The sequence below is a fragment of the Roseofilum sp. SBFL genome (assembly GCF_017746885.1).
Lineage (GTDB): Bacteria > Cyanobacteriota > Cyanobacteriia > Cyanobacteriales > Desertifilaceae > Roseofilum.
The window spans coordinates 31,049-54,998 of the sequence record NZ_JAGHZH010000034.1 but is presented as its reverse complement, the minus strand read 5'-3'; the positions used below and the strand labels follow the sequence as shown (position 1 = coordinate 54,998).

Sequence of the window (23,950 nt, the reverse complement as noted above, 5' to 3'; positions counted from 1 at the left end):
TTGTAGGGAAGTGAAAACCATCATGCGTCAACGGACAATTCGAGAAGGTTCAGTTGGGTTACTTATCTTAGTTGGGATGGGACTTTTTGGCGGTCTGATCCTTTGGTTACGCGGAGGGACTTTTAGTAAACAAATTTACTCCGTAATTGTGGAATTTGACAATATTGAAGGAATACAAATTGGGGCAGAAGTTCGATATCGTGGGGTCGAAGTGGGTTTCGTGGCAGCGATTAATCCGGGATCAAATGGGGTTGATGTCACGCTCAATATTCATCAAGGGGATTTGGTGATGCCCAAAAATGCGCTCATTGAAGCCAATCAATCCGGTTTAGTTGGCTCCACAACAATCGATATTATTCCCTTATCTTCTGTGCCAGCAAATATGACTTCTGCTCAGAGTCAGGAGTGCGATCGCACCGTGGTTATTTGCGAAGGAACTCGACTTTCTGGCCAAATTGGAGTCAGCTATGTTGAACTCCTACGCAGGGGTTTAGATATGGCAGAACTCTTTAGTTCGGAAGAATTTTATGCTCGTCTGATGTCTACCCTGGACGGAGCGACATCTGCGGCTGAAAATTTTACAGTTCTGAGCGCTGAACTAGCAGAACTAACGACCCTAGCTAAGGGAGAAATTAGTACGATTTCTAATGCAACTGAATCCGTAGGCGCGGCAGCGGATCAAATTCGTCAATCCACCCTGCAAGCAACTACCCAATTTACTGAAAGTAGTGCCCAACTGACTAGACAAGTGGAAAGCACCAGCGCCGAACTAAAAACCGCACTACAAAATATGAATGGTTTGATTGCCCAAAATCGAACTAATATTACTAGCACCTTAGCCAATTTAGAGCGCACATCCGAGGAGATGAAAATTGCGGTATCTACGTTGACCCCGATTCTCAGTCAAGTCCAACAAGGAGAGTTGATCAATAACCTAGAAACTCTTTCAGCCAATGCTGCCCAAGCTTCTGCTAACTTAAAGGATTTATCCGATGACATTAATAATCCTACGACTTTGTTGATGCTCCAGCAAACCTTAGATTCAGCTCGCTCAACATTTCAAAATGCCCAAAAACTCACCTCAGATATGGATGATTTGCTCGGCGATCCCCAATTTCGCCAGAATATTCGTAATTTGGTGAATGGTTTGGGTCAATTAGTTTCTTCTACAGAACGTTTAGAAGAACAAGCGGAAATTGCCCAGGTTTTAGAGCCGATTAAAACCCAAATGCAATCTCCCAAGCGTCAGCAACAGTTGCCACAAGTTGAGGCATTCAACGCTCCAGAGTTAACGGACTGGGACATAGCCCAGGATATGGATTCTAATATCAAAGTAGATTTTAAGATTGAACCCAAAACCCTTTTTGAACTGAATCCAGAGTTTCCCTCTGCGGATTTTTCCCCTTCGACACCATCACTTGATTTCAATCCATAGGGAGATAGGGAGACACCGAGACGCGGGGACGCGGAGACACGGAGATCGCCAATTACCCATTAACAAATTAGATTAACTCCAATCTTCTTGTTGATTGCCTCCTCGTTTATACACCAATCCTTGGATATGAATGGCACGGGTTCGCTCAAATAAGGCTTCCTCATTCAAGTTCCACTGTTGCATGGCGCGGTTTAAATCCTGTTGTAGCGCTCTAGCACCTGGAAAGTCTTGGTAACGAATTCTCAGACGCGCCAATTCTACTAAATGAAAATCTGTCGGTTCCCCAGAATGTTGGAGCAATTGATCCACAATCAGGCGATCGCGATCCTCACGCGGATGCTTTTGATCCTTTCCAGATTCACGATCCATAACGCTCTATCCTGAACTTCAATTAACCGGCAAAAGGGAGACAGTGCTATCCCATCTAAACCATAATATGACTAAACGGAATCCTTGACCTATGAGTTAAGCCATTGATTCCGAGCCTCGAGCATTAATGTTAAACTACTCCCAAATTTATTCAATTCCATGGTTGCTCTCAAATCCTTTCCCGATTCCTCCCCTCGTCGCCAACCTCGTTTACACAACCCGAATCGTTCCAGACTGCGGTTAGTCTCTTCCCAACCTCAAGCTCCTAAAATAGCACCCACTTCGCCATCGGCTAGTTCTTCTAGAGTGCCTTCACAGATGGCTCGAAATGACCACTTTCAGCAACAGGTTGTCGATAAAGCCACGTCAGTTCAGGGATTAACTCAATCAGGAACCGTTAAACGCTTAGATCCAAAACATAACCAATTACCAAAGAGTGTAGTCGCTCTACGGGCGATCGAAAAAGTCCTCTTTTTTTGTACCCTAGGTTTAGGTGCAGCTACCATGGGAATTTATAGTCTAACGGTGCAAACGCAGCAAGAATGGATGAAAAAATACGATCATCTGCAAAATCTAGAACGTTATGAGCGTCAATTAGTTACGGCTAGTGAAATCTTAAAAAATCGGATGGCATCCCAAGCAGAAACCGAAGATACCGGTTTAGTTCCTCAAAATCCAGAGACTACGATTTTCCTTGAGCCGGTGGAACAACGTTCGGTTCCTGCTATTTCTGAGTCTTTGCCTAATTTAGCACCGGAACCGTTACCCTCTAAACCTTGGGGATATTAAGCCTTCCAATTAGAAGACCTAATACCATGAGTCTATGAAGTTATACTTAACAAGTGGCTCTAAGCCACTTGTTTTTCAGGGATTGATTTAATTTATTTCAGAAATTATGGCCTCAACTTTTCGGCCGAGCAAACGTAAAGCGATCGCCACGGGTTCTTTCCCTAGAAAGCCGGGCAGAAAAATGGCTGCTGTACCTCAGATGCGATCGGTAGTCGTCTGGGGGGTGCTGATTGCTGGTTTATTGGGACTCAGCCTAAAATTATTAAGCTTACAGGTCATTCAGAGTGCTGAGTTACGCCAAAAGGCACAACAGCAACAACGCAGTCAAGAACAGAAGGCGACTTCCCGTCGGTCTATTGTCGATCGCCAAGGACATTTTTTGGCAGTCGATCAACCCCGGTTTACCTTATACGCCCATCCCATCATGTTTAAGCGACCTATGCCAGAGATTGCTAACGCACTCTCTGGTATTTTAGGTATACCGGCCAATCAAGTCATGCAACGCTTTTCTGAAGGGCCGACAGGAATTCAGATTCAGTATAGTGTGCCGGAAGATGCTGCCCGTCGGATTCAAACTCTATCTCTTGATGGCTTAGAGTTCAATGCCTATCAAGAGCGGATTTATCCCCAAGAAGATCTGGTCTCGGAAGTGGTGGGATATGTGAATATGGAGCGGATGGGACAATCTGGAATCGAAGCTGCCTATGAAAATATTCTAGAGCGCTCTAGTGAGTGGGTCGAAGTGACGCGCACGGGAGAAGGCGATATTTTACCCAATCAAGGATCGACTCCCTTGTTGAATATGGATGCCCTGCAATTGCAATTAACCTTGGATACCCGGCTGCAACGGGTTTCCCGGTTAGCCCTTTCTGAGCAGATGAAACAATATCAGGCCAAGCGGGGTACGGTGATTGTGATGGATGCATCCAATGGGTCGATTTTGTCATTGGTGCAATATCCGTCATTTGATGCCAATACTTATTGGAAAGCCGATTTAGGCTTATTAAAAAACTGGGCAATTACCGATTTATATGAGCCAGGATCGACGTTTAAGCCGATTAATGTGGCGATCGCCTTAGAAGCAGATGCGATTGAACCTGACGATCGGTTTTACGATCCAGGACAGATTTATATCGGTGAATGGCCGATTCAGAATTATGACTTTGATGCGAATGGAGGTAGAGGCGTATCAAGTCTAACCGATATTATAAAATATTCCAGTAATGTCGCCATGGTTAGAGTTGTCCAGCAGATGAAGCCAGAAGTCTTTTATGACTGGCTGGAAAACCTGGGACTTTCAAGTGTTATGGGAATTGATTTACCAGGAGAAACCGCGAGTTACCTCAAACCGAAAGAACATTTTGTCAATATAGCTGTTGAGCCTGCTGTTGTCTCCTTTGGTCAAGGGTTATCCTTAACTCCCCTGAAACTTGCCCAACTCCATGCCACTTTGGCCAATGGGGGATTTTTAGTCACTCCTCATGTAGTTAAAGGACTTAGGGATGTGCAAGGACAATTGCACTATACTCCAAGTATTGAAGCTCCCCGCCGAGTGTTTTCTCAAGAAACAACTGAAGCCGTTTTAGCTATGATGGAAGCCGTAGTGGATGGGGGGAGTGGAAAAGCTGCCCAGATCCCCAATTATAGAGTGGCAGGTAAAACTGGAACGGCTCAGAAGGCTTATGCTGGTGGTGGGTATTATGAATCAGCAAAAATAACCAGTTTTGTTGGTATTTTGCCGGATGGCCCCTATGTGGTCGTTGCAGTGGTTGATGAACCGAAAGGCGCAGGGGCTTTTGGGGGTACGGTATCGGCTCCAATTGTAAAATCGGTAATGGAAGCCCTCATTCCAATGGAGAAGATTCTTCCGTCCACTCATCGACCTAATGAATAATGGGTATACTGCTTTTAAGGTTTAATGGATATGACCTGCTGATGCAGAAAGTTTAAAGTTGCTAGGGTCGTATACGTATAAATTCCCAGATCGCCGCGAATGACGGTAAACGGAGCATCCGGTTCGCCCAGATCGCTTAAAACGGCGATCGCCCCCGGAAAGTCATGATTTTGAGCATATTCATTTTGGGTTACTAACGTGGGTAAACCAACTTCAGTCGCTGCTTGCACCCCTGCTTGGGAATCCTCAATCACCAAACACTCTCTAGGCGATAAATTCATTTGCTCTAGAACATAGTAATAAATATCAGGCGCAGGTTTTTTCTGGGGTACAATATCACCGGCCGCAATCAATTCAAACGTAGTTGGGTGAAAAAACTTCTCCAATAAGGCCATGGTATTGGGTAGGGCGCTAGTTGTAGCGATCGCCAATCGTATATTTTTGCTTATAGCCTCTTCAATTAACCGTTGAACACCCGGTCGTAAGGGAATCGAACCTTTTGAAAGAAACTGTCGATAATACTTCGTTTTCTGGCGATGTAATTGGGCAGCCCATACTTCCAACTCTACTGGAGGCTCAAACTGGGGATGATACCGGCGAACATAAGAAACCAGGCGCTCTTTTCCTCCCGACACTTCTAAAAGTGGCCCATAAAACTCAGCAGACCATTGCCACGGTAACCCGGCATTAGAAAAAACCTGATTAAATGCCAAACGATGACCATCCCGTTCCGTTTCTGCCAGGGTTCCATCCACATCAAAAATAATTGCTTTCAGTTGCCCCATTTTACCCATGACTTTCCCCACTCTATACAAACCTTAAGTTTCCGATTAATTGAACACCACAAGTGTAAGATATTATTCTAGTTAAAGATCGGCGACGGATGGGAAATTTCCCAGTCTCCATTCCCATTACCCCTTCCCTATCCCCTATCAAGAGTGTCTTCCATCGAACAACAGTATCAACGAATGCAACGGGAACTTCTAGTCGGTGTTCTTGCCCTAGGGTTCGTTTGCATATGGGGAACCATCGGCTATATGGTTCTAGAAAAATGGTCTTTTCCTGATGCCTTTTATATGACCATTATTACCCTAACAACGGTGGGTTATGGCGAAGTAGAGCCAATGGAATCACGGGGGAGAATCTTTACCATCGCCCTGATTTTTTTTGGAGTGATTAGCATTGGGTATATTGTCAATCGGTTTACAGAAGCCTTCCTGCAAGGCTATTTTCAAGATGGAATACGTTTGCGACAAAAACAGAAAGTGCTGAAAAACTTGATCAACCATTATATTATTTGCGGTTTTGGTCGTACTGGGCAACAGATTGCCCTAGAATTCCATGAAGAAGGCGTTCCCTTTGTAATTGTTGACTCTTCACCAGAGGCTCTAGAAGCGGCTCAAAGTTTAGGGTATCTTATCCTCCAAGGAGATGCCACCTTAGATGATACGTTGCATAGAGCAGGCATTAATCAAGCGTGTTGTTTGGTTGCTGCTCTACCTTCTGATGCACAGAATCTCTACACGGTTTTATCAGCGAAAAGTCTCAATAGCCAAATTAGGACGATCGCCCGCGTTAGTACCGATGAAGCAGCACTGAAACTCTATCGAGGAGGAGCAGATGCCGTCGTTTCTCCTTATACGACGGCTGGGCGCAAAATGGCGACTGCTGCCTTACGACCTCAAGTGATGCATTTCGTTGATGGTATGATCACGGGCAAAAATCGCTCCTTACTGATTGAAGAATTCGGGATTGATAGCGATCGCTGTCCCTATATTGGCCAATCGCTTCAACAAATGCAACTGCGATCGCGCTCTGGTGTTCTGGTCCTCGCCATCCGTCGCCAGGATGGAACCGTCATCGGAGCGCCAACGGGAGAAACCCTATTACTCCCCCAAGATTTACTCATTTGTATGGGAACCTCGGAACAAATTCGGCGCTTAAAACAACTGCTCTCTCCCCTGAATCCTCACAATTAATTCATCATTCATGATTACACTTGTTGATGGGCGGATTGGACTCCCAACCGGTTGAGGTCTTGTTCAACTTCTAGGCACAAACGGCGGTTGTGGGGGTCCGTGCGTCTGGCTCTTTGCAGATAGAGTTGCGCCTTTTCGAGTTGATTTTGTTTGAGTAAATGTTGACCGTAGGATTGATAAGTAATCGCCTGCCATTGACGCACTTCTGGATCGATGGGGAGGCGATCGCGCAGAGCTTCCACTAAGGCGATCGCCCGGGGAAAACGCTTCGTTTTTAAAAACTCTCGTAATTGCTCATAGGCACTTTGCTTTAACCGTTTATCCTGGGGGTTTAAGGGAGGAATTTTCACCTTCCGGGGAGCAGGCGCAGGGGAGGGAGTAGGCGTTACGGTGGGTTCAGGGGAAGAGTGAGAAAACGCTTCAAATCCTATTTCTGTATTGGCTACCTCAGAAATTTCTTTTAAGAGAATTTCGTAGGCTTGCGTGAGTTGAATAAACTTTTCCTTGGCTTGTCTATCTCCCGGATTAACATCAGGATGACATCCTCGCGCCAAACGTCGATAGGAAGCTTTAACCTCCGCAAACGAGGCCCCTGGTTTTAAGTCCAACACTCGGTAATAATAGGCAATATCCATCCACAAACAGTGAAAATAAAAACACTCCTCATCCCCTCAACTTGGAGGATAACAGACTATACAGCATATATAGTATTTTTGAATAGACCTCTTGCATCAGTGAGCAGAAAAGGAATAGTAATGCAGTCATCCTATATTCTGATTGACTATTACCTATTACCTAACTTCTACCTAACTTCTGCAAGAAATCTACTCTGTTATCCATCCCTCAACTAAACCCGGTCTACGATCACCTTATCGATGAGACCATACTCTTTCGCTTCTTCAGCAGACATGAAATAATCGCGATCGGTATCCTTTTCAATTTTCTCTAGGGGTTGTTTGGTGTGTTTCGCCATTAGTTCATTCAACTGGGAGCGAGTGCGGAGAATTTGTTGAGCTTCAATTTGAATATCCGTCGCTTGTCGTCTCCCTACACCACCGAGGGGCTGGTGAATCATGATCCGAGAGTGGGGCAGTGCCAACCGTTTACCTGGACTCCCCGCCGCCAGTAAAAAGGCTCCCATGGAAGCGGCTAACCCCACACAGATGGTGATCACTTCTGATTTAATGTGCTGCATGGTATCGTAAATGGCCATGCCTGCGGTCACCGAACCACCAGGAGAATTAATGTACAAGTAAATGGGCTTATTCTGGTCATCGGAGTCTAAATAGAGCATTACCGCTACCAGTTGGTTGGCTAAACTATCCGTAACTTCACGGCCGAGAAAGATGATCCGCTCTTGATAGAGGCGATCGTAAATATTAATCCACCGCTCATAAGGACTTCCAGGGAGACGATAGGGAACACTAGGAACACCGATAGGCATAAGAAAATACCAAAAAATGAACAACAAAACAAAAGGATAAACGTCAATCAACGTTCAATTGCCCAAGGGTTAAGAACTCAGGGCAGGCATGGGTTGGGGAAGATCCTTGCTACTGGTTAATACTTTATCAATCAATCCATATTCTTGGGCTTCTTCAGGAGTTAGGTAGAACATGCGATCGGTATCTTTGGCAATTTTCTCTACAGTTTGGCCCGTATTTTGGGATAAGATCGAAAGCAGGGTCTGTTTATTGTCGATCACTTCCTTCGCCCGAATTTGAATATCCGTGGCTTGCCCTTGTGTACCTGTGCGCGGTTGATTGAGGACGATGGTAGCATGGCTCAGACTTGCGCGACAGCCTTTAGTCCCTGCCGAGAGGATCATCGATGCAGTTCCCATGGCTTGACCAATGCAAATAGTATGCACAGGAGGTTTAATGTAACTGAGGGTATCGCAGATGGCGAAGGCTTCGGTTTCAAAACCAACGGCTTCTCCTCCATACCAGGAGGTTCCAGTGGAGTTGATGTAGAAGTAGATCGGTTTTTCGGGACTGTCAAACTGTAGATACAACAGTTGGGCGATAATCAGTTCGGTGACATCGATACCAACTTGTTGTTTGACTTGATCGTCGGAAAATAGGGGCATCCCTAAATAAACGATGCGCTCCTTGAGGAGTAAGGAGGCTAGATCTGGGGGGGGTGTTCGATAATAGGCATCTCCGTAATAGGGAGATTGTACGGCCTTAATCGGTGTATCCATAGACTAGGATTGCTATTGAATGGCTATTTGTTAATATTTCTTATCCTAGCGCGATCGGGCGTTACGCGCTGGTAATGGGGATGGGGAGATGGAGAGATGGGGAGATGGGAAGAGTAAACAAAAGAGGTATAGGATGGGAAACTAGAAACCCAGTTTGTGAAAAGATTAGATCCTAGATTATTGGATAACTCACTTTTAAAGTATGCCTAAACTCGATCGCATTGTTGTTATTGATATTGAAGCCACCTGCTGGCGTAAACGATCGCCACCTGGCGAACACCATGAAATTATTGAAGTGGGAATTGCCACGGTTGATTTAACCTTGGGTAAACCTTTAGAAAAGGATAGTATTTTAGTTAAACCGACGCTTTCCAAGGTGAGTGAGTTTTGTACTCAACTGACTACATTAACTCAAGAGCAAGTGGATACGGGAGTGAGCTTTCGGGAAGCGTGCGATCGCCTGCAAAGTGAGTATCACACTCATAAGCGAGTTTGGGCAAGTTATGGTAACTACGATCGCACTCAGTTTGAGAAGCAATGTGAAATGCTGGAAGTGCCCTATCCCTTTAGCAATCGACATATTAATATTAAAACTCTCTTGACGGTTCTCCACGGTTTACCGAAAGAAGTAGGGATGGCGCAAGCCTTAGAGTTGCTTCATCTTCCTCTGATCGGAACCCACCATCGAGGGATTGATGATGCGTGGAATATTGCCCATATTCTGGCCCATTTAATGGCAGCCTATAGGAATGGTAATGGGTAATCGGTCATGGTTGAGACGGCGATCGCTGATTTAGTCCAATCCTTTCATCTGGTTTGTCCCCAGGGCGATCGCCTTTATCCCCTATTCTGGGAAAAATATCAGCATTTGGGCCAATATGCCACTCCTCCCAGACTGCTGCTCAATGAATCTGAACCCGTTACTTTCTTGGCTGGCTTTTTTGCTGCTATTGCTACCCAAACTCCGGTTTTTCTCGGTAACCCCCAGTGGAAAGCTTCAGAATGGCGACAAGTGTGGGAACAGGTTCAACCCCAACTGGTTTGGGGAACTGTTCCCTGTTCCCCAATAGAAGCACCGCCGCCGCCGTCATTTCCTGGTACTGTAATGATTGCGACAGGAGGATCGTCGGGAAAGATTCGCTTTGCAATGCATACTTGGGGAACCCTCAGCGCTTCTGTTGAAGGGTTTACCCGCTATTTTAACGATTCAAGATATATTCATTCCCCTCAATCGCCTTTAAAAAAGGGATCAAAGTCCTCTTTTACAACAGAGGAGTTTGTGCTATCTGATGCTATTGATTGCTGTTGCACGCTTCCCCTCTATCATGTCAGTGGACTGATGCAAGTGATGCGAACCTTGCTCACAGGAGGAACTCTAGCCCTTATGCCGTATCTGTCTCTAACGGGTTTCCTTCCTTTTAATCCGCAAAATTATTTTATTTCTCTGGTTCCCACCCAACTTAAGCGCTTGTTATCCAATTCTTGCTCTTGCTTATCTCAATTTCGGGCGGTTCTGTTGGGAGGAGCGCCGGCTTGGCCAGAATTATTGCAACAGGCAAAACAGGCTAAAATACCTGTGGCACTCACCTATGGCATGACGGAAACGGCTTCCCAAGTGGCAACCCTGAAACCGGATCGTTTTTTTGCAGGTAATATCAGTTGCGGTCAACCCCTACCCCATGCTCAGATTACGATCCAAGATGATAAGGGGAACCCCTTGCCCACGCTGCAACCGGGACGAGTGGCGATCGCCTCCCCATCCCTCGCTTTAGGCTATTTTCCCCATCCCTTTCCCGGCGATCGCTCCTTCTTAACAGATGATATTGGTTATTTTGACAGCGAAAAATATCTGTATATTCTCGGTCGCCACAGTCAGACGATCGTGACTGGGGGAGAGAAGGTTTTTCCCCAGGAAGTGGAAGCGGCAATCCGGGCAACACAATTGGTTCAGGATGTGGCAGTCCTGGGTTTTCCTGATGCAGACTGGGGGGAACGGGTAACGGCGGTGTATGTGCCCCAGGATGAATATGTAACTTCAGACACGGTAAAGGAGGCGATCGCACCCCATCTCAGCCGTTATAAGCAACCCAAGACTTGGGTTGCAGTTGAGAAACTCCCCCGATCTCCCCAAGGCAAGCTCAATCGAGCTGCCTTGCACAAGCTAATCGCACGAATCAACCATTAATCATTGTTAACTATTGATTATTCATGGACAGGCGCTTGGGCATACTCTTGGGTATAGACTTGCTGCCACAAATACTTAACATAAGATTTTGTGGCAGGTAGCAGTTGACCTTGAGTTGCCAAATCAGTAGCTGTGCGGTCTAAAATCCGTAAATCAATAGCACTGAGCCGTTTCCGTCTGCTGGTGGAAGATAGGAGCCACACCAGTTTGTACATGGTGCCAGGATCTCTGGTCAAATTCGGATTTGACCACGCTAAGGCCAAGGTACTTTGGCGATCGCAAGCCGATAATCTCTCGGTCTGATCCCAGTATCCTCGCTGACGGAGTTGCTGGTAAAACGATTGTTCAATTGTCATAGGGCAATTCCCCTCTAGCAATCCCCTGTGGCAACTTGACCCAGGGTACTTATGGATTATCTTAACAATTTATTAATATTTTAGCAAAAAACCTACATGAATAGAGCCATTATAAGATGGGGTTAATGCAACCCTTCATGTCCCTATTTGCCGATACAAAACTGACTAAAGATCCGATCTAATACAGATTCAGTAACTTCTTCTCCCGTGACTTCACCCAAGGCTTGAATTGCTCCTCGTAAGTCAATCGTCCAGAAATCGAGGGGGAGCTGTTCGGCAATGGTAGCTTCAACTTGTTCTAGGGAGACTTTAGCGCGGGTAAGGGCGGAAGTTTGCCGCTGGTTAATGGCAATATCAAGATTGGCTGCTTGCAAGCTCCCCCCATTAACAGCCGTAATCATTGCTTCTTCTAGATCTTCAATGCCTTGTTTGTGGGCGGCTGCGGTTTTGACGATCGCCACAATATCGGTAGGCAAACCAGAGGGCAGATCGCCAACTAAATCGATTTTATTGAGGATGAGGATCGTTTTTTCGGGGGGGAGTTGCTCGTAAATAGCTCGATCTTCTGCCGTCCATCCGGCAGCAGCGTCGAGGGTAAACAGAATCAGATCGGCTTTTTGCGTCGCTTGGCGCGATCGCTCGACACCAATTTTTTCTACGCGATCGCCAGTTTCCCGAATGCCTGCGGTATCTAAAACTTGGATGGGAATTCCCCGCACCACTAACTGGGTTTCCACAATATCACGGGTGGTTCCCGGTAGATCGGTAACGATGGCGCGATCGCTCTGACTCCAAGCATTGAGTAAACTCGATTTTCCCACATTGGGGCGACCGACAATCGTCACCTTTAATCCACTGCGGAGCAGTTCCCCCTGATTAGCCGTGGCTAAAATATCCGTTAATTGATCTAATACTTGGTTGATTGCACGGATGATGTATGGTTCATCCAAAGGGGGAAGATCGTCTTCAAAATCAATCCTCGCTTCAATTTCCGCCAACAGATCCACACAGGTGTTGCGTAGCTGACGAATGGGAGAAGCTAACTTTCCCTGAATTCCGGCTAAGGCTAATTCCGCCGCTTGAGGCGATCGCGCCCCCACCAAATCTGAGATACTTTCCGCTTGAGTTAAATCAATGCGTCCATTGAGAAATGCTCTGAGGGTAAATTCGCCCGGTTGCGCCAGTCGAGCGCCTTGCTCTAAGCAAAGTGTCAGCACCTGTTGCACCACCATGATACCCCCATGACAGTGAAATTCCACCACATCTTCACGGGTGTAGGAGCGGGGCGCTTTCATAATCATCAATAAGGCTTCATCCACCGTTGAACCCGTTTGCGGATCGCAGATATAACCATAAAGGATACGATGGCTCTTCCAAGGCTGATTTCCAGGAGCCTCAAAGAGCAATTGGGCAATCTCTAATGCTTGGCTTCCCGATAGTCGAACAATTCCCACGCTACCCGTTTGCGGCACAATAGCAGTGGCGATCGCCGCGATCGTCTCTCTTTCTGGGGGATAATTCATCTTTGGATTCCCTTGAGAAAACGCTTACTTGAACTCGCCAATTATAAAATTACCAAAAAACGAATAGAATGTGGCATTGAATTTACGCTGCTAGAACCGAACACGTATGTAGAATCTCCAGTCACTCTTTAAATCTTTGTCACGTCAACCCATTTCCAAATCTTAGGCTAAGGGTTCGTCATCGTCCATTTGTACATCTAAATTAGCCGCTAAAACTTCTGCCATCATCACTTCTAGAGCAGCCGTATTTAACGAACTAACCGGTTGGTTTTGTAGGGGATTAGAGAGAGGAATTAACCGCAGGATACGATTCTCTTGAACTAAATCAAAATAGGTTTCTTGGTCGTCAGATTGTTTCAGTTCTAAATAATCAAAGCTTTGAATATTTAGATATAACGTATGATTCGCCAGGATAGTCGATCGCAGTGGATCGGTAAACACTTCTTGGATATACGCTTCGCCAGTAGCTTGGGTTTGCCGATCGAACAGTTCAACATAACGGACACGATGGAGATCCCCAATCACTTTCTGAATATCCTGTGGATTCACAACGATCCCTCTGTTGAGAATACAAGGAGCAGGTAACCGTGTATTGCCAGGTAATTGATCGTAACTCATGGGAAAAACTCTCTAATTTCAAAAGAGGACGACAAGACTACTGACGATTTGACATCCCAAGACTGCACCCTAAGATAGAATGGCCTATTAAAGTAGCCTATGAGACAATTCTATCCTAACTCTTTGGCCGATACTTGCCAGATTCTACGGATTTTTTGATCGAATTAGAAGTATCGATCGCGTAAGTAAAACGGCAGTCATCTAGTAGCCGTGTTTCTGATGACACTCACCTCTGAACAGAGGGAAAATGCAGATCGACGACCAAGAAAACAGAGTAGATGTCTATTGGCAGATTAACATAGAGCATGGGGGGAGTGGCAATGATATGGATCTGGCGAATCAGTGGGGCAATTTTTTTTTATACTAGCATACCGATGCCTCGCTCTTGGCCCTTAGAATTTTCCGGAATAGCAAGGTTTGCAACTTTAGTAGGAATGCTGATCGGAACAATATTAGGGGTGATAAATTGGTGTTTATGGTCTGTAGGAATGCCCAATTTTACCCGTAGTTCCGTAATCATTGCCCTCTGGGTTGCCATCACTGGGGGATTACACTTAGATGGAGCGATGGATACGGCTGATGGTTTAAGTGTGATGGATCGAGATCGCCGTTTGCAGGTGATGAGCGATAGCGTTACGGGTGCATTTGGAGCGATGTCTGCCATCCTGATTCTATTACTGAAAACGGCGGCTATGAGTTCCTTAAACCCCCAACAGTTGTGGGTGGCGATCGCTATTCCTGCATGGGGAAGAGCCGGACAACTTTGGGCAATTTGGCGCTATCCCTATCTCAAACCGACGGGAAAAGGAGCTTTTCATAAAGCAGCGATTCAATCCTATAAAGATGTTTTACCATCCTTGATTCTGCTCATTGCTCTGAGTGGTGGACAAGCCGCCCTCAATCCTCAACAGAGTATGGAAATTCTCAGCTTAACATTAGGCTGGGCAGCGATCGCCGGAGGAAGCGCATGGTGGTTCAATCATCAACTCGGAGGACATACCGGAGATACCTATGGTGCAGTCGTGGAATGGACAGAAGCATTGAGTTTAGTTTGGGCGATTTTGATCAGCAGTGGGTAATATAGCGCGCAGCACTATAATTACCGTCCCTGCGTCAGCCTGTAGCGCTATACTGGGCAAGGTATTGGAGTGAATCATCGAATCTATGCCCTATCCTGTCCCCCCTGAATTGCCGCCAGTTGTTCATGCTATTCCCCATCAAAGCATCAGTGCCACCGAGCCAACTGAAGGGATAGATTGGGTTGCTCCTGCACCAATGGCTATTGTAGAACGTCCTGCATTGATTCCCCCAACCTCCCTAAACCAAGAGGTGCAGCAGGAGCAAGTCCTCCTTGAAAAGAGGAATGTTCCCCAATCAGACAGGAAAGGGGGATCGAGTGGACTCGAAAAGAGCCAACAATGCTGTACTTTGGAGACTGTATATAGTCCTGAACCCCTTTCAGCTCCAGAAGGCGCTGTGGTTAAACCAGAACAGTTGAGTTGGGTTGGTGGAGAGACGCTATCACCCATTGCCCCTCCGGAACTCTCTTCTCCAGAAGATGAACGCTTAGTTGCCAGTACGGAGGCTTCAGCGTTAGGAGGTCGGTTATCGGTCAGCTGGGAGGAGAAAGTTGCACCGATTGCCGATGTTTATGGAGTTAGCGATCTAAGTCTGGAGCCAACAGTTGAGCCAGCATTACCACCAATTAAAGATTACTCCCCATGGCGGACTACACCAGTTTCTGAGGCGATTGAAGAAGCCTTATCGGAAAAAATGGAAGCGGCGATCGCCCAAACTCCTGCATTGGATGCTCTTCCTGCTTCCGAAATTTCGCCCCTGAATGACGATCGGCCCTCGCTATCCACCGATGAACCCGAGTCTAGCTCAGAAACGCCCATCCCGATTGAATCAGCCGAACCGGAAGAGATTGAGATTCCGATCGCCCCTCCAGGACAAGACGCGGTAATTGAATTAACCGCCGATCGCCAGGAGTTTGATGATGAACGGCAAATTTTCACGGCTGAGGGCAACGTGGAAATGCTCTTGGATGATGCGATTTTGCGATCAGATAAGCTACAGGTTAACCTGATTAACCGCTTGGCTCTGGCAGTAGGCAATGTATCTTTAGTCAGTGGCGAACAAATTTTATTAGGCTCTCGCTTTCTCTATAACTTTGTCCAAGGGACAGGAACCATTGAAGAGGCAAGGGGCGTAGTCTATATTCCCACCGCTGGAACGGATTTCGATTTTAGGGACGATAACCCCGATTCCCAACTTCTTCCTCCAGGAGAAAGAATTCTCCTCGATCAACCCCCTACGGATGTCACGGATGCTGGAGGTGTGATTATTAATGTCGGGGGTGGAGGGAGCGCTGCAACTACCAGCGTACAACAAGGGGGACAGGTCCGACGGGTGCGGTTTGAGGCAGAACAGTTGGATTTTACGCCCGAAGGTTGGCAAGCCACGAATATTCGGTTTACGAACGATCCCTTTTCCCCCCCAGAGTTAGAGGTACGAGCCGATCGCGCTCAATTAACGCGCATTTCTCCCCTAGAGGATGAAGTGTTAATGACTCGCCCCCGGTTGGTGTTCGATCAGCGGGTGGGGGTTCCCCTCTTGCGAAATCGCCTGATTATTAGTCGAGAAGAGCGCGATCCAGCGATCGCCACTTTAGGGTTTGATAACCGCGATCGTGGAGGCTTGTTTATTGAACGCAGTTTTGAAGTCATTGAAACTCGCCGGTTTTCCCTGCGTTTAGCTCCCCAATTCTTGGTTCAACGCGCTTTAGGATTCTCAAGTGATAACCGAGATGCAGACAGTGTATCCGAGGAAGATCTGCAAACCGACTCTTTCTGGAGTTGGATCGGTTTAAGAGCATCTTTGGATGCCAGGTTAGCCCCTCAAACCACGTTCCAAGCCAATGTCAATTTAGCCGGATTCAATAATACGGGTGATACAGCCAGAGCGAATGTGCAATTACAACACCGGATTGCCAATCATACCTTGAGTGCTGAATATACCTATCGCAACCGGTTTTATAATGGCTCTCTAGGGTTTCAAACCGTCGATCGCAGTGTGGGAGTTGTGTTTGCTTCTCCCATTCTTTATATTGCCGATACGGGAATTGCAGTCAATTATCAAGCCAGTTTCCAGAATATCTATGCGCCAACCGATCGCCTAGACTTATTAGATCCATCCGATCTAAGTGACGATCGAGTGTCCTTAAATCGAACCCAAATGAGTGCCACTGTGCGTCGTCCCTTTTCTCTGTGGAAGGGGGAACCCTTGCCTCCTACTCCCACAGAGGGACTCAAATATACTCCTAAACCCGTCATTCCTTATGTACAATTTTTAGCTGGATTGACTGGAACAGCGGGATTTTATAGCAATGGCGAGAGTCAATCCTATTTACAGGGGTTAATGGGGTTTCAGGGCCAATTCGGCCATTTCTCCCGCTCCTGGTTAGACTACACTGGATTTAGTATCCTCTATTCCCAATTTATCCCCACTGGAGAATCCCCCTTTCGGTTTGACCGAGTAGCTGATGTGCGGGTTCTGCAACTCGAACTCAATCAACAACTTTATGGCCCTATTCGCATCGCTGCCCGTGCTGGGTTTAATCTAGATACAGGAAAAACCATTAGTACCGATTATATGGTTGAATATAGTCGTCGCACCTATGGCTTGACCTTTCGCTATAATCCAGATTTGGGTTTAGCAGCTCTCGGATTTCGCTTAGGTGATTTTAATTGGAGCGGCGTGAGTGAGTCTTTTTCCAGTCCGAATATTCGCCAAGCTACTCCAACCGTGATTCAATCTTTTTAATTTTAATTCCCTATTCCCCATTCTCCCATGATCGCATCAGCAAACCCATGGATTATTTTTCTGGAGAGCGTATCGGTTGGGCGAAGTGTCTCCGAAATGCGATCGCTCTCCTATGTTCCGGCTTTGCTGATTTACTATAGCTTTGATTTAGATCGCTATCGCGTGGAAGAATGTATACAGCACTGGCTCGATCGGTTTAAGGGCGATTGGCTGCGGTTGGCGATCGTAGAAGCTTTATATCAAGGCAGATATAAAATAATTTCGATTGAGCAAATTTTGAATCTTTGGGCTAGACGGGGACAACCCATCTGTCACTTTAATCATGAGTTTGAGAAGATTGTCTGTAGTAAATTGCCAGAAGAGTTACTGCCTTTAGAGTATCTCAATCTCACTCTGGAAATGCGCCCTCCTGTTCCTGAGTTACTCCCCCAAGTTGAAGCGCAAGAGGAGCGGTTGCTCGATGAAGTTTCTGATGAGAGTGGACTAGAACAGAATTCACCTACATTGACTGATTTAATGATTGAAGAAGTCGATGTTGAAGAAGAAGAAAAAAGCCAGAATTCAGAGTCTGAAGATCGAGCGATCGCCCTTGAGTTAGACTCTGATGGGGCGAATGGGCGATCGGATCGACTCCCCATCGATCGATTTGCGCCTCGTTTACCCACTTCTGAATTTTATTTGAAACTTCAAGCCTTCGCTCAGGACTCTCCCAGTTGATTCATAAAGCGCTTTGCACTGCGATGAAAAACATGTGTAATCCTTCTGTCACTTTCGGAGCTTGCGATCGCTGTATTCTCTATTCCCTAGTGCTTCGCACTAGCACTGTATTACCATTGTGGATTTTTTGCCAACAGCGCCGTTGCCCCTGAAGCATCTATTGGGCGCGATAACCAATACCCTTGACCATAATCACAACTAAGTCTTTGAAGCAACTCAAACTGATCTCCCGTTTCAATTCCTTCGGCTACCACTGTCAACCCTAATTTATGGGCTAAAATAATGATCGTTTCAATAATTTCCCAACTTTCATGATCTAGAGCCGTCCTCTCCAAAAACGACTTATCAATTTTCAATGTATTCACTGGCAAATTATGTAACCGTGCCAATGAAGAATAACCCGTCCCAAAATCATCAATACTCAACTGAATTCCCGCTTCTCTAAGAGTTTTCAGTAAGTCTAAGGCTATGTCTTCATTTTCCATCAATCCACTTTCGGTGATTTCCAACTTCAAATAACGATGATCTAAATCCATTTCATCGAGTAAGGTTTGGATCTGACTCACGAGCTGGGGATTATGTAACTGCAAACTCGATAAATTCACCACCATGGTCACCTCCAAACCATGGGGAAACTTATTTTGCCACTCTCGCAACTGATAACAGGCTGTTTTTAAAATCCAATCTCCTAAAGCCATAATCAATCCTGTTTCCTCAGCCAGAGGAATAAAATCGACTGGGGAAACCATGCCACGGGTAGGATGATACCAGCGCACTAAGGCTTCAAATCCACTAATTCGACCTGTTGTAAAACAAACAATGGGTTGATAATAGAGACGAAAATCGCTTTGAGCTTCAAATTCCGATCCCCATTGCTCCGAGGCATAAGAAAAATGTGCAGGAGAACAATTAGAATTGTTGATCGAACCCGACCAATTTTCCTGTTGTCGCCTAGCGCGATTAATCGCTCGTCGTAGATCGAGTTCGAGTTCTAATCTTTGGATTTCTGCATGGTGGAGATTTTGGTCAAAAATAGCATAATGATTTCCCTCTTTAACCTTAGCTTGGTACATGGCAATTTCAGCATCCCTGAGCATACTTTCTGCCTGGGAATAGATATTAACCGAAACTTGTTCAAAATCAGAATGAACGGCTGATAAAGCCACCCCGATAAAAGCGGTCATTGCTGATAAATTTTCTTCGAGTAAACCGATCGCTTCATCTGGCTCAATTGGGTTAGTGAACAACCCCTCAGACACTGAAGCATGGGAGAGGGTTTGATAAATCGTTTGAGCCACATCGATCGCCTGGGAGGAATAGGAAAGAGCATTAACCAATACCGCAAATGTATCTGTATCTAACCGAGCGATGGTAAATTGAGTCGGTATAGATGAGATCTCAGAACGAGGAGAAAAATGGGCAGAATGGGGAGACAAAAGGGGGCGAGGGGAATGAGCCATTGATCGCTTCAATGCCTCTTCAATACGATCGGAGATCGCCACCTGCAACTCATTGCTTAACCGATGTCCCGAATCCGGATTAACGACCTTAGAGCGATCGATATAAATAAAAAATACCGCAAATAAAGGCGGCTGAGATTGTTCGCGAGTACGGGAGAGCACCCCCTCCAAGCGATCCATAAACAGAGCATAATTAGGTAAACCCGTAGCTAGATCGTAAAATGCGGACTCAAATAACTGCTTTTCCTGTTCTACCAACATCGCCTTCATTTTCAAGCGATCTTGAAGTGTTACTAATAACAACGTTAAACCCAACAACACCAAAGGCGAGACAACAGGCAAAAGATAATAAAAATGAAAAGCACTATAACCCATACTTAGCCATACTCCTCCCAAACCCAGTACAACGATAATTTGGTTACGGAATGACCAAAATACAAGCGTTGCACTCAAACCGATCGCCCCCGCGAAATAGAGTAAGTTGATCCAAACTGGATGCAAAAATGTTCCCACCTGTTGCAATCCATTATTCGATAAGGCATTACTCACCACCGCCGCATGAACATAAATGCCACTGGCTGGAGGATTAATATCAAACGGCGTTAACACGGGATTAAACCCAGTCACATTTGCGCCTACAATCACAATTTTGTTCCGGAATTCCTCTATCGGCACGCCCCCTTCAATCGCCTCGAACAATTCATATTGGGGCAAATGGTTCACCGATCCAGGCCAATTAATCCATAGGGGTTCAGAGCCCTGCCGATCCAACTCCAGAGGCCGATCCATCACCTCATTGGCCACTGCCACTCCAAGGGCCGGGATCTGCCCCAATTGGGGGACTACTATGCGCGTTAAGCCATCAGAATCTTGACGACTCACCACATGCCCCATGACCACAGCCTCGGCTGCCAATTCTGGAATCGGATCTTTCTGATTCCCTTGCTTATCCCAAGATACTGGCAGTGCCACGGGAACTTGACGCATCGCTTGAGCCAACTGTAGATCGTCGGGGGAGCGATCGTGCATTAAAATATCCAACACGACCATCCGGGGCTGACTGGGGGCTAAACGCTCTAAAAGGGTGGTATAAATTTGCCGGGGACTATCAGAGTTTTGCCGATTTTTCAGTGTCGTTTCATCAATACCCACGATGACCACTTGGCTATGCCAAGATTCTTCTCCCCGTAACTGAAACAAACCTCGATAGGCTAACTGTTCGAGTTGCTTGACCAGACCGATACCCTCTAGTCCCATTAAGACCAGTGCCGCAAAAGCACCTCCAATCCAGCGTTGCCATCCTGGAGTTGAAGTCAAGGGGTTGATCGGGTGGTTTTGACGGTTCAGCATTTTTGGCTCAATTGAGAGGGGTTGATAACACCGTTTGACCCTGGAGGTGAGTGGTCATCCTCCCAAAAGTCTGTGGGCAACTTTTAGAGGCAGGCAAGTGTGTCCGGAAAACAATCAAGAGATGGAAAAGGCATTTTTCAAACAACACCTTTGTGCCCAAAGTCAGCCATGGAAGAATGACTCTTCTGTTAGATTAACGCGATTCCCTAGGGCTAATCGGGATAAAGAATGGCTTAGGGGATTGAATAATGCGTTTCTCCTGATGGAAATAGTCAGAAATTTGTTGCAGTCCGAAGATACTTAGTTTGGGTAATCGATGCTCCCTTGGGACTGTATAGCGCTGGGCGGTAGAGAGTAGGGAATAGGGAATGGGGAATAGGGAAAACCCTTGTAAGCGACTGCCGACTGCCGACTCCCTATTCCCTACTGTACTCCAAGGCTAGGAATTTAAGGATTAACCTGATAGGGCGATCGCACTTCAGGTGCTTGACCGGTTTTGACTAAGCCTTGATAGATGAGGGCTGTCACTTCTGCACGGGTCGCAGGTCGGTTGGGATGGAGTTGCCCAATTTGGGGATAATTGATCGCCATCTGATGTTGAGTGGCGATCGCTACTTTTTCTAAGGCATAATCGGCGATTTCTTCTCGGTCTTCATAGCGCTCTAACATTTGGACGATATCTACCTCTGGTACTTCTGGTAATAAATTAGCCAAGCTCACCAGTACTTCAACTCTCAAAATCGGCTCTTCTGGGTGAAACCTATCCTCTGGATAACCCCCCATAAGCTGGGGAATAGTCGTCGCTACATATTGAATGGCACTATAGGCCCAAAAATCTTGGGGCACATCTTGAAAAAGGACGCGCTTTCGTACCTGAGGCAGATCAAAGCTTTTCTGGAGCAGACTGGCAAATTCGGCGCGGGTGACTGGGGTATCTGGGCGGAATGTACCATCAGGAAACCCAGATATCAGATTACGCTCAACTAGGGCCACAATAAAGTCTTGGGCCCAATAGTTGAGGGGAATGTCGGTAAAAGAAGTCTGTACTGGGGATGACTTAAGAACTCGACTAAAGCGCATTTGTCCCATTTCCCCATTCTGACGATAAAACAGATACAATTCCCCATCGGGGTTAATCTGGTATCGATCGACTTGCCCTAATCGCTCTAAAAACTGGTCTTCTTGGTCAGACAGGTTGCCACAGGCTTTAAACGTGCGTCCAAACGGGTCGGCCATCATGAGGCGTTCGCCGTCTATTTGGTAACTAGAAAAATAATCATTACATCCCCCAAATCCACTTACCTTGCCTTCTTTGAACATCAAGGTAATCGGACGTTGAGAAAGGGGGCGTTGAGTCGTATTCCCTTGAGTCCAATCGATCCATTGCCAAGCAGTGGTTTCTAGGGATGGGGAGAATTGGGCAATATGCAGACCGGGGCTTGTGGCCCATACCATTAGGGTCGCGATCGGCATGACAGGAAATAGAGACATAATTAGAACCGTTGCAGTAAACGCCTTTTGAGCGCTTTGATATCATAGGACTGTTGATATTGGATTAAATCACAGTTATGGCGCTGTAAAAACCGTTGTTGTTCTTGGGTGGCAATTTCAGGGGCGATCGCCTTCAATTTCCAGTTATGGCACAGTTGAATCATGGCTTTAATCAGAGGTTGATTTTGCTGAAGGTGTTGCATGGCGCTACCATCAAGTTTGAGAGCATCGACGGCAAGAGAGTCTAACTGATTGAGAAATTGGTTTTTTTGACCTAGATCTTTCAGGGTAATTGAGATTCCCTTCTGCTTCGCTAATCTCAAGGTAGCCGCCATTTGGTTTTGATTTTGAGCGACCAATAGGGTACTGGCAGCAAATTCTAAATCTAGACGTGAAGTGGGGAAACCATGGGTTTGACAGGTGCGATCGATAGTTGCGAGTAGGTCTTCATTAAAAAGCTGTTCAGACACCTGAATGACCACGCGTAGGGGTTGTTTCCTGTTTTGGATGGTTTTGATTTGTTGACAGGCTTGGTCTAAAATCCATTGGTCTAACACCAAGTTTAATCCGCAAACTGTGATTAATTGGGACAATTTGTTTTCAGGAATACCCCCCATCAGGGGATGTTCCCAGTGCAAGAGCGCAACGACGGAAACACAGTGGCGTTTCTTAATCTCGATTCTGGGTTGGTAGCGGATTTGAAAGCGGTTGGCACTCCAAGCTTGATAGAATTCTTCTTCGAGTTTTAGGTCTCTGGTTTGGTCGAGACCAAATAAGGGCGCAACGTAGATACGATAATGATTACCGCCCATACTTTTCACGTTACCGAGGGCGATACTCGCTTGCCGTTGCAGTTCGTCAAAATTGGTGGCTAAGGGATAGAAACCGATCCCCATGCTGGCGGTCACGATCGCCCGATGATAGCCGACGATCGCCGGTTCATTAATCACCTCTAAAATCTCTTGAGCGCGCTCCGTCGCCACACTTTGATCGGCTACTGGGGGTAACATCACGGCAAATTGCCCCCCGTTCCCTTTAGCTACCTGACCTCCCAAAGGCTGGATCAACTGGGTGAGGCGTTGGGCGATTACTTTTAAGATCTGCTCGCCTTGACGATGACCCATGGCTTCCTGAATACGCTCTAAGCGATCTAATCCAATTAACATTAGGGGAACCAGGGAACGAGTCAGATCGCTTTGGGCTACTGCTTGAGTAAAAAACCCTTCCGGTTGGCTAAACGCACTGATTTGAGGCAGTCCGGTGAGCGGATCGTACTGTTCCAGTTGGGCAGAGCGGGATAAACGAGCGGCGATCGCCTCTAGCAGTTCATCAGGGGTAAAGGGTTTGATCAGATAATCATCAGCACCTAAATTCATTCCCGTCCGCAGGTCTTGTCGTTCACCTTTGGCAGTCAGAAAGACAAAGGGAGTGGTTGCCGTCGCTGGATTTTGGCGTAAGGCATTTAATACTCCATACCCATCAAGTTCAGGCATCATTACATCGCAGAGAATTAAGTCTACTCGATGGGCAAAAGCCAGTTCTAGACCGATACGACCATTCTCTGCACTCAGGGTTTCAAAGTCCTCAGCTTCGAGAAATTCGACCACATTACTGATAATTTCTGGATTATCTTCAATTACGAGAATGCAAACCATTTCAATTCAAAATAGGGAATGGGGAATGGGGCATAGGGAATGGGGCATAGGGAATGGGGCATAGGGAATCTCCGCGTCTCCCCATCCTCCGCACCCTCTCC

At 46.4% G+C, this 23,950-nt stretch carries 20 protein-coding genes; 9 read left to right on the top strand and 11 right to left on the bottom strand.

Annotation, left to right across the window (positions count from 1 at the left end; genetic code table 11):
* The first annotated feature begins 10 nt into the window (after window positions 1-10).
* Window positions 11-1,435, top strand: coding sequence for an MlaD family protein (locus J7545_RS03675; RefSeq protein WP_318719146.1), 1,425 nt, complete (start codon window positions 11-13; stop codon window positions 1,433-1,435).
* Window positions 1,436-1,507: 72 nt separating this feature from the next.
* On the opposite strand, the gene J7545_RS03670 is transcribed toward J7545_RS03675, so the two are convergent.
* Entirely contained in the window at window positions 1,508-1,804 is a 297-nt protein-coding gene (locus J7545_RS03670; RefSeq protein ID WP_318699916.1) for a DUF3288 family protein, read from the bottom strand.
* A 159-nt stretch (window positions 1,805-1,963) separates the two neighbouring features.
* Between J7545_RS03670 and J7545_RS03665 the strand changes: the two genes are divergently transcribed.
* Both J7545_RS03665 and J7545_RS03660 read left to right on the top strand, forming a co-directional pair.
* The gene (locus J7545_RS03665; RefSeq protein WP_318699915.1) at window positions 1,964-2,593 is read left to right on the top strand and encodes a hypothetical protein; all 630 of its coding nucleotides are present in this window, start codon (window positions 1,964-1,966) and stop codon (window positions 2,591-2,593) included.
* Window positions 2,594-2,699: 106 nt separating this feature from the next.
* Window positions 2,700-4,487, top strand: coding sequence for a penicillin-binding protein 2 (locus tag J7545_RS03660; RefSeq protein WP_318699914.1), 1,788 nt, complete (start codon window positions 2,700-2,702; stop codon window positions 4,485-4,487).
* 14 nt (window positions 4,488-4,501) lie between these two features.
* On the opposite strand, the gene J7545_RS03655 is transcribed toward J7545_RS03660, so the two are convergent.
* A complete protein-coding gene (locus J7545_RS03655; protein WP_413038567.1) occupies window positions 4,502-5,272 on the bottom strand; it encodes an HAD-IA family hydrolase in 771 nt (256 codons plus the stop codon).
* Between the two features lie 183 nt (window positions 5,273-5,455).
* Between J7545_RS03655 and J7545_RS03650 the strand changes: the two genes are divergently transcribed.
* A complete protein-coding gene (locus J7545_RS03650; RefSeq protein WP_413038566.1) occupies window positions 5,456-6,466 on the top strand; it encodes a potassium channel family protein in 1,011 nt (336 codons plus the stop codon).
* Between the two features lie 14 nt (window positions 6,467-6,480).
* Here J7545_RS03650 and J7545_RS03645 read toward each other — a convergent pair whose 3' ends face one another.
* The 3 genes from J7545_RS03645 to J7545_RS03635 all read right to left on the bottom strand — a co-directional run bounded on the left by J7545_RS03645 (window position 6,481) and on the right by J7545_RS03635 (window position 8,669).
* Window positions 6,481-7,101: a J domain-containing protein gene (locus J7545_RS03645; RefSeq protein ID WP_318699911.1), complete on the bottom strand. Its 621-nt coding sequence runs from the start codon at window positions 7,099-7,101 to the stop codon at window positions 6,481-6,483.
* Window positions 7,102-7,313: 212 nt separating this feature from the next.
* Complete coding sequence (locus tag J7545_RS03640) at window positions 7,314-7,910, bottom strand: ATP-dependent Clp protease proteolytic subunit (RefSeq protein ID WP_318699910.1); 597 nt, start codon at window positions 7,908-7,910, stop codon at window positions 7,314-7,316.
* A gap of 69 nt (window positions 7,911-7,979) precedes the next feature.
* Window positions 7,980-8,669, bottom strand: a complete 690-nt coding sequence (locus tag J7545_RS03635) for an ATP-dependent Clp protease proteolytic subunit (protein WP_318699909.1) — start codon at window positions 8,667-8,669, stop codon at window positions 7,980-7,982.
* 202 nt (window positions 8,670-8,871) lie between these two features.
* Here J7545_RS03635 and J7545_RS03630 point away from each other — a divergent pair, with 202 nt between their 5' ends.
* Window positions 8,872-9,432, top strand: coding sequence for a 3'-5' exonuclease (locus tag J7545_RS03630; protein WP_318699908.1), 561 nt, complete (start codon window positions 8,872-8,874; stop codon window positions 9,430-9,432).
* Window positions 9,433-9,438: 6 nt separating this feature from the next.
* Window positions 9,439-10,854 (top strand): 2-succinylbenzoate--CoA ligase, encoded by a 1,416-nt coding sequence (locus tag J7545_RS03625; RefSeq protein ID WP_318699907.1) that lies wholly within the window; start codon window positions 9,439-9,441, stop codon window positions 10,852-10,854.
* Between the two features lie 17 nt (window positions 10,855-10,871).
* Here the strand turns inward: J7545_RS03625 and J7545_RS03620 are convergent, their stop codons facing one another.
* The 3 genes from J7545_RS03620 to J7545_RS03610 all read right to left on the bottom strand — a co-directional run bounded on the left by J7545_RS03620 (window position 10,872) and on the right by J7545_RS03610 (window position 13,351).
* Entirely contained in the window at window positions 10,872-11,210 is a 339-nt protein-coding gene (locus J7545_RS03620; protein ID WP_318699906.1) for a hypothetical protein, read from the bottom strand.
* Between the two features lie 143 nt (window positions 11,211-11,353).
* On the bottom strand, window positions 11,354-12,733 hold the full coding sequence (mnmE, locus tag J7545_RS03615) for a tRNA uridine-5-carboxymethylaminomethyl(34) synthesis GTPase MnmE (protein ID WP_318699904.1): 1,380 nt from the start codon (window positions 12,731-12,733) through the stop codon (window positions 11,354-11,356).
* Window positions 12,734-12,895: 162 nt separating this feature from the next.
* Window positions 12,896-13,351 carry a hypothetical protein gene (locus tag J7545_RS03610; protein WP_318699903.1) on the bottom strand — a complete coding sequence of 152 codons (456 nt, stop codon included), beginning with the start codon at window positions 13,349-13,351 and terminating at the stop codon, window positions 12,896-12,898.
* A gap of 305 nt (window positions 13,352-13,656) precedes the next feature.
* On the opposite strand from J7545_RS03610, the gene cobS reads away from it, so the two are divergent.
* The 3 genes from cobS to J7545_RS03595 all read left to right on the top strand — a co-directional run bounded on the left by cobS (window position 13,657) and on the right by J7545_RS03595 (window position 17,893).
* Complete coding sequence (gene cobS / locus J7545_RS03605; protein WP_318719144.1) at window positions 13,657-14,430, top strand: adenosylcobinamide-GDP ribazoletransferase; 774 nt, start codon at window positions 13,657-13,659, stop codon at window positions 14,428-14,430.
* A gap of 85 nt (window positions 14,431-14,515) precedes the next feature.
* Window positions 14,516-17,176: a DUF3769 domain-containing protein gene (locus J7545_RS03600; protein ID WP_318719143.1), complete on the top strand. Its 2,661-nt coding sequence runs from the start codon at window positions 14,516-14,518 to the stop codon at window positions 17,174-17,176.
* Between the two features lie 27 nt (window positions 17,177-17,203).
* Window positions 17,204-17,893 carry a hypothetical protein gene (locus J7545_RS03595; RefSeq protein ID WP_318719142.1) on the top strand — a complete coding sequence of 230 codons (690 nt, stop codon included), beginning with the start codon at window positions 17,204-17,206 and terminating at the stop codon, window positions 17,891-17,893.
* 110 nt (window positions 17,894-18,003) lie between these two features.
* On the opposite strand, the gene J7545_RS03590 is transcribed toward J7545_RS03595, so the two are convergent.
* The 3 genes from J7545_RS03590 to J7545_RS03580 form a co-directional block, all read right to left on the bottom strand.
* On the bottom strand, window positions 18,004-20,703 hold the full coding sequence (locus J7545_RS03590; protein ID WP_318719141.1) for an EAL domain-containing protein: 2,700 nt from the start codon (window positions 20,701-20,703) through the stop codon (window positions 18,004-18,006).
* Between the two features lie 447 nt (window positions 20,704-21,150).
* Window positions 21,151-22,194 (bottom strand): S-layer homology domain-containing protein, encoded by a 1,044-nt coding sequence (locus J7545_RS03585; RefSeq protein WP_318699898.1) that lies wholly within the window; start codon window positions 22,192-22,194, stop codon window positions 21,151-21,153.
* A 2-nt stretch (window positions 22,195-22,196) separates the two neighbouring features.
* Complete coding sequence (locus tag J7545_RS03580; RefSeq protein ID WP_318699897.1) at window positions 22,197-23,849, bottom strand: EAL domain-containing protein; 1,653 nt, start codon at window positions 23,847-23,849, stop codon at window positions 22,197-22,199.
* Window positions 23,850-23,950 lie beyond the last annotated feature (101 nt).

Excerpts from the sequence above, each read along its gene's own strand:
- J7545_RS03670 (WP_318699916.1), bottom strand. The coding sequence starts at position 1,804 with ATGGATCGTGAATCTGGAAAGGATCAAAAGCATCCGCGTGAGGATCGC.
- J7545_RS03665 (WP_318699915.1), top strand. The coding sequence starts at position 1,964 with ATGGTTGCTCTCAAATCCTTTCCCGATTCCTCCCCTCGTCGCCAACCT.
- J7545_RS03660 (WP_318699914.1), top strand. The coding sequence starts at position 2,700 with ATGGCCTCAACTTTTCGGCCGAGCAAACGTAAAGCGATCGCCACGGGT.
- J7545_RS03655 (WP_413038567.1), bottom strand. The coding sequence starts at position 5,272 with ATGGGGCAACTGAAAGCAATTATTTTTGATGTGGATGGAACCCTGGCA.
- J7545_RS03650 (WP_413038566.1), top strand. The coding sequence starts at position 5,456 with ATGCAACGGGAACTTCTAGTCGGTGTTCTTGCCCTAGGGTTCGTTTGC.
- J7545_RS03645 (WP_318699911.1), bottom strand. The coding sequence starts at position 7,101 with ATGGATATTGCCTATTATTACCGAGTGTTGGACTTAAAACCAGGGGCC.
- J7545_RS03640 (WP_318699910.1), bottom strand. The coding sequence starts at position 7,910 with ATGCCTATCGGTGTTCCTAGTGTTCCCTATCGTCTCCCTGGAAGTCCT.
- J7545_RS03635 (WP_318699909.1), bottom strand. The coding sequence starts at position 8,669 with ATGGATACACCGATTAAGGCCGTACAATCTCCCTATTACGGAGATGCC.
- J7545_RS03630 (WP_318699908.1), top strand. The coding sequence starts at position 8,872 with ATGCCTAAACTCGATCGCATTGTTGTTATTGATATTGAAGCCACCTGC.
- J7545_RS03625 (WP_318699907.1), top strand. The coding sequence starts at position 9,439 with ATGGTTGAGACGGCGATCGCTGATTTAGTCCAATCCTTTCATCTGGTT.
- J7545_RS03620 (WP_318699906.1), bottom strand. The coding sequence starts at position 11,210 with ATGACAATTGAACAATCGTTTTACCAGCAACTCCGTCAGCGAGGATAC.
- mnmE (WP_318699904.1), bottom strand. The coding sequence starts at position 12,733 with ATGAATTATCCCCCAGAAAGAGAGACGATCGCGGCGATCGCCACTGCT.
- J7545_RS03610 (WP_318699903.1), bottom strand. The coding sequence starts at position 13,351 with ATGAGTTACGATCAATTACCTGGCAATACACGGTTACCTGCTCCTTGT.
- cobS (WP_318719144.1), top strand. The coding sequence starts at position 13,657 with ATGGGGGGAGTGGCAATGATATGGATCTGGCGAATCAGTGGGGCAATT.
- J7545_RS03600 (WP_318719143.1), top strand. The coding sequence starts at position 14,516 with ATGCCCTATCCTGTCCCCCCTGAATTGCCGCCAGTTGTTCATGCTATT.
- J7545_RS03595 (WP_318719142.1), top strand. The coding sequence starts at position 17,204 with ATGATCGCATCAGCAAACCCATGGATTATTTTTCTGGAGAGCGTATCG.
- J7545_RS03590 (WP_318719141.1), bottom strand. The coding sequence starts at position 20,703 with ATGCTGAACCGTCAAAACCACCCGATCAACCCCTTGACTTCAACTCCA.
- J7545_RS03585 (WP_318699898.1), bottom strand. The coding sequence starts at position 22,194 with ATGTCTCTATTTCCTGTCATGCCGATCGCGACCCTAATGGTATGGGCC.
- J7545_RS03580 (WP_318699897.1), bottom strand. The coding sequence starts at position 23,849 with ATGGTTTGCATTCTCGTAATTGAAGATAATCCAGAAATTATCAGTAAT.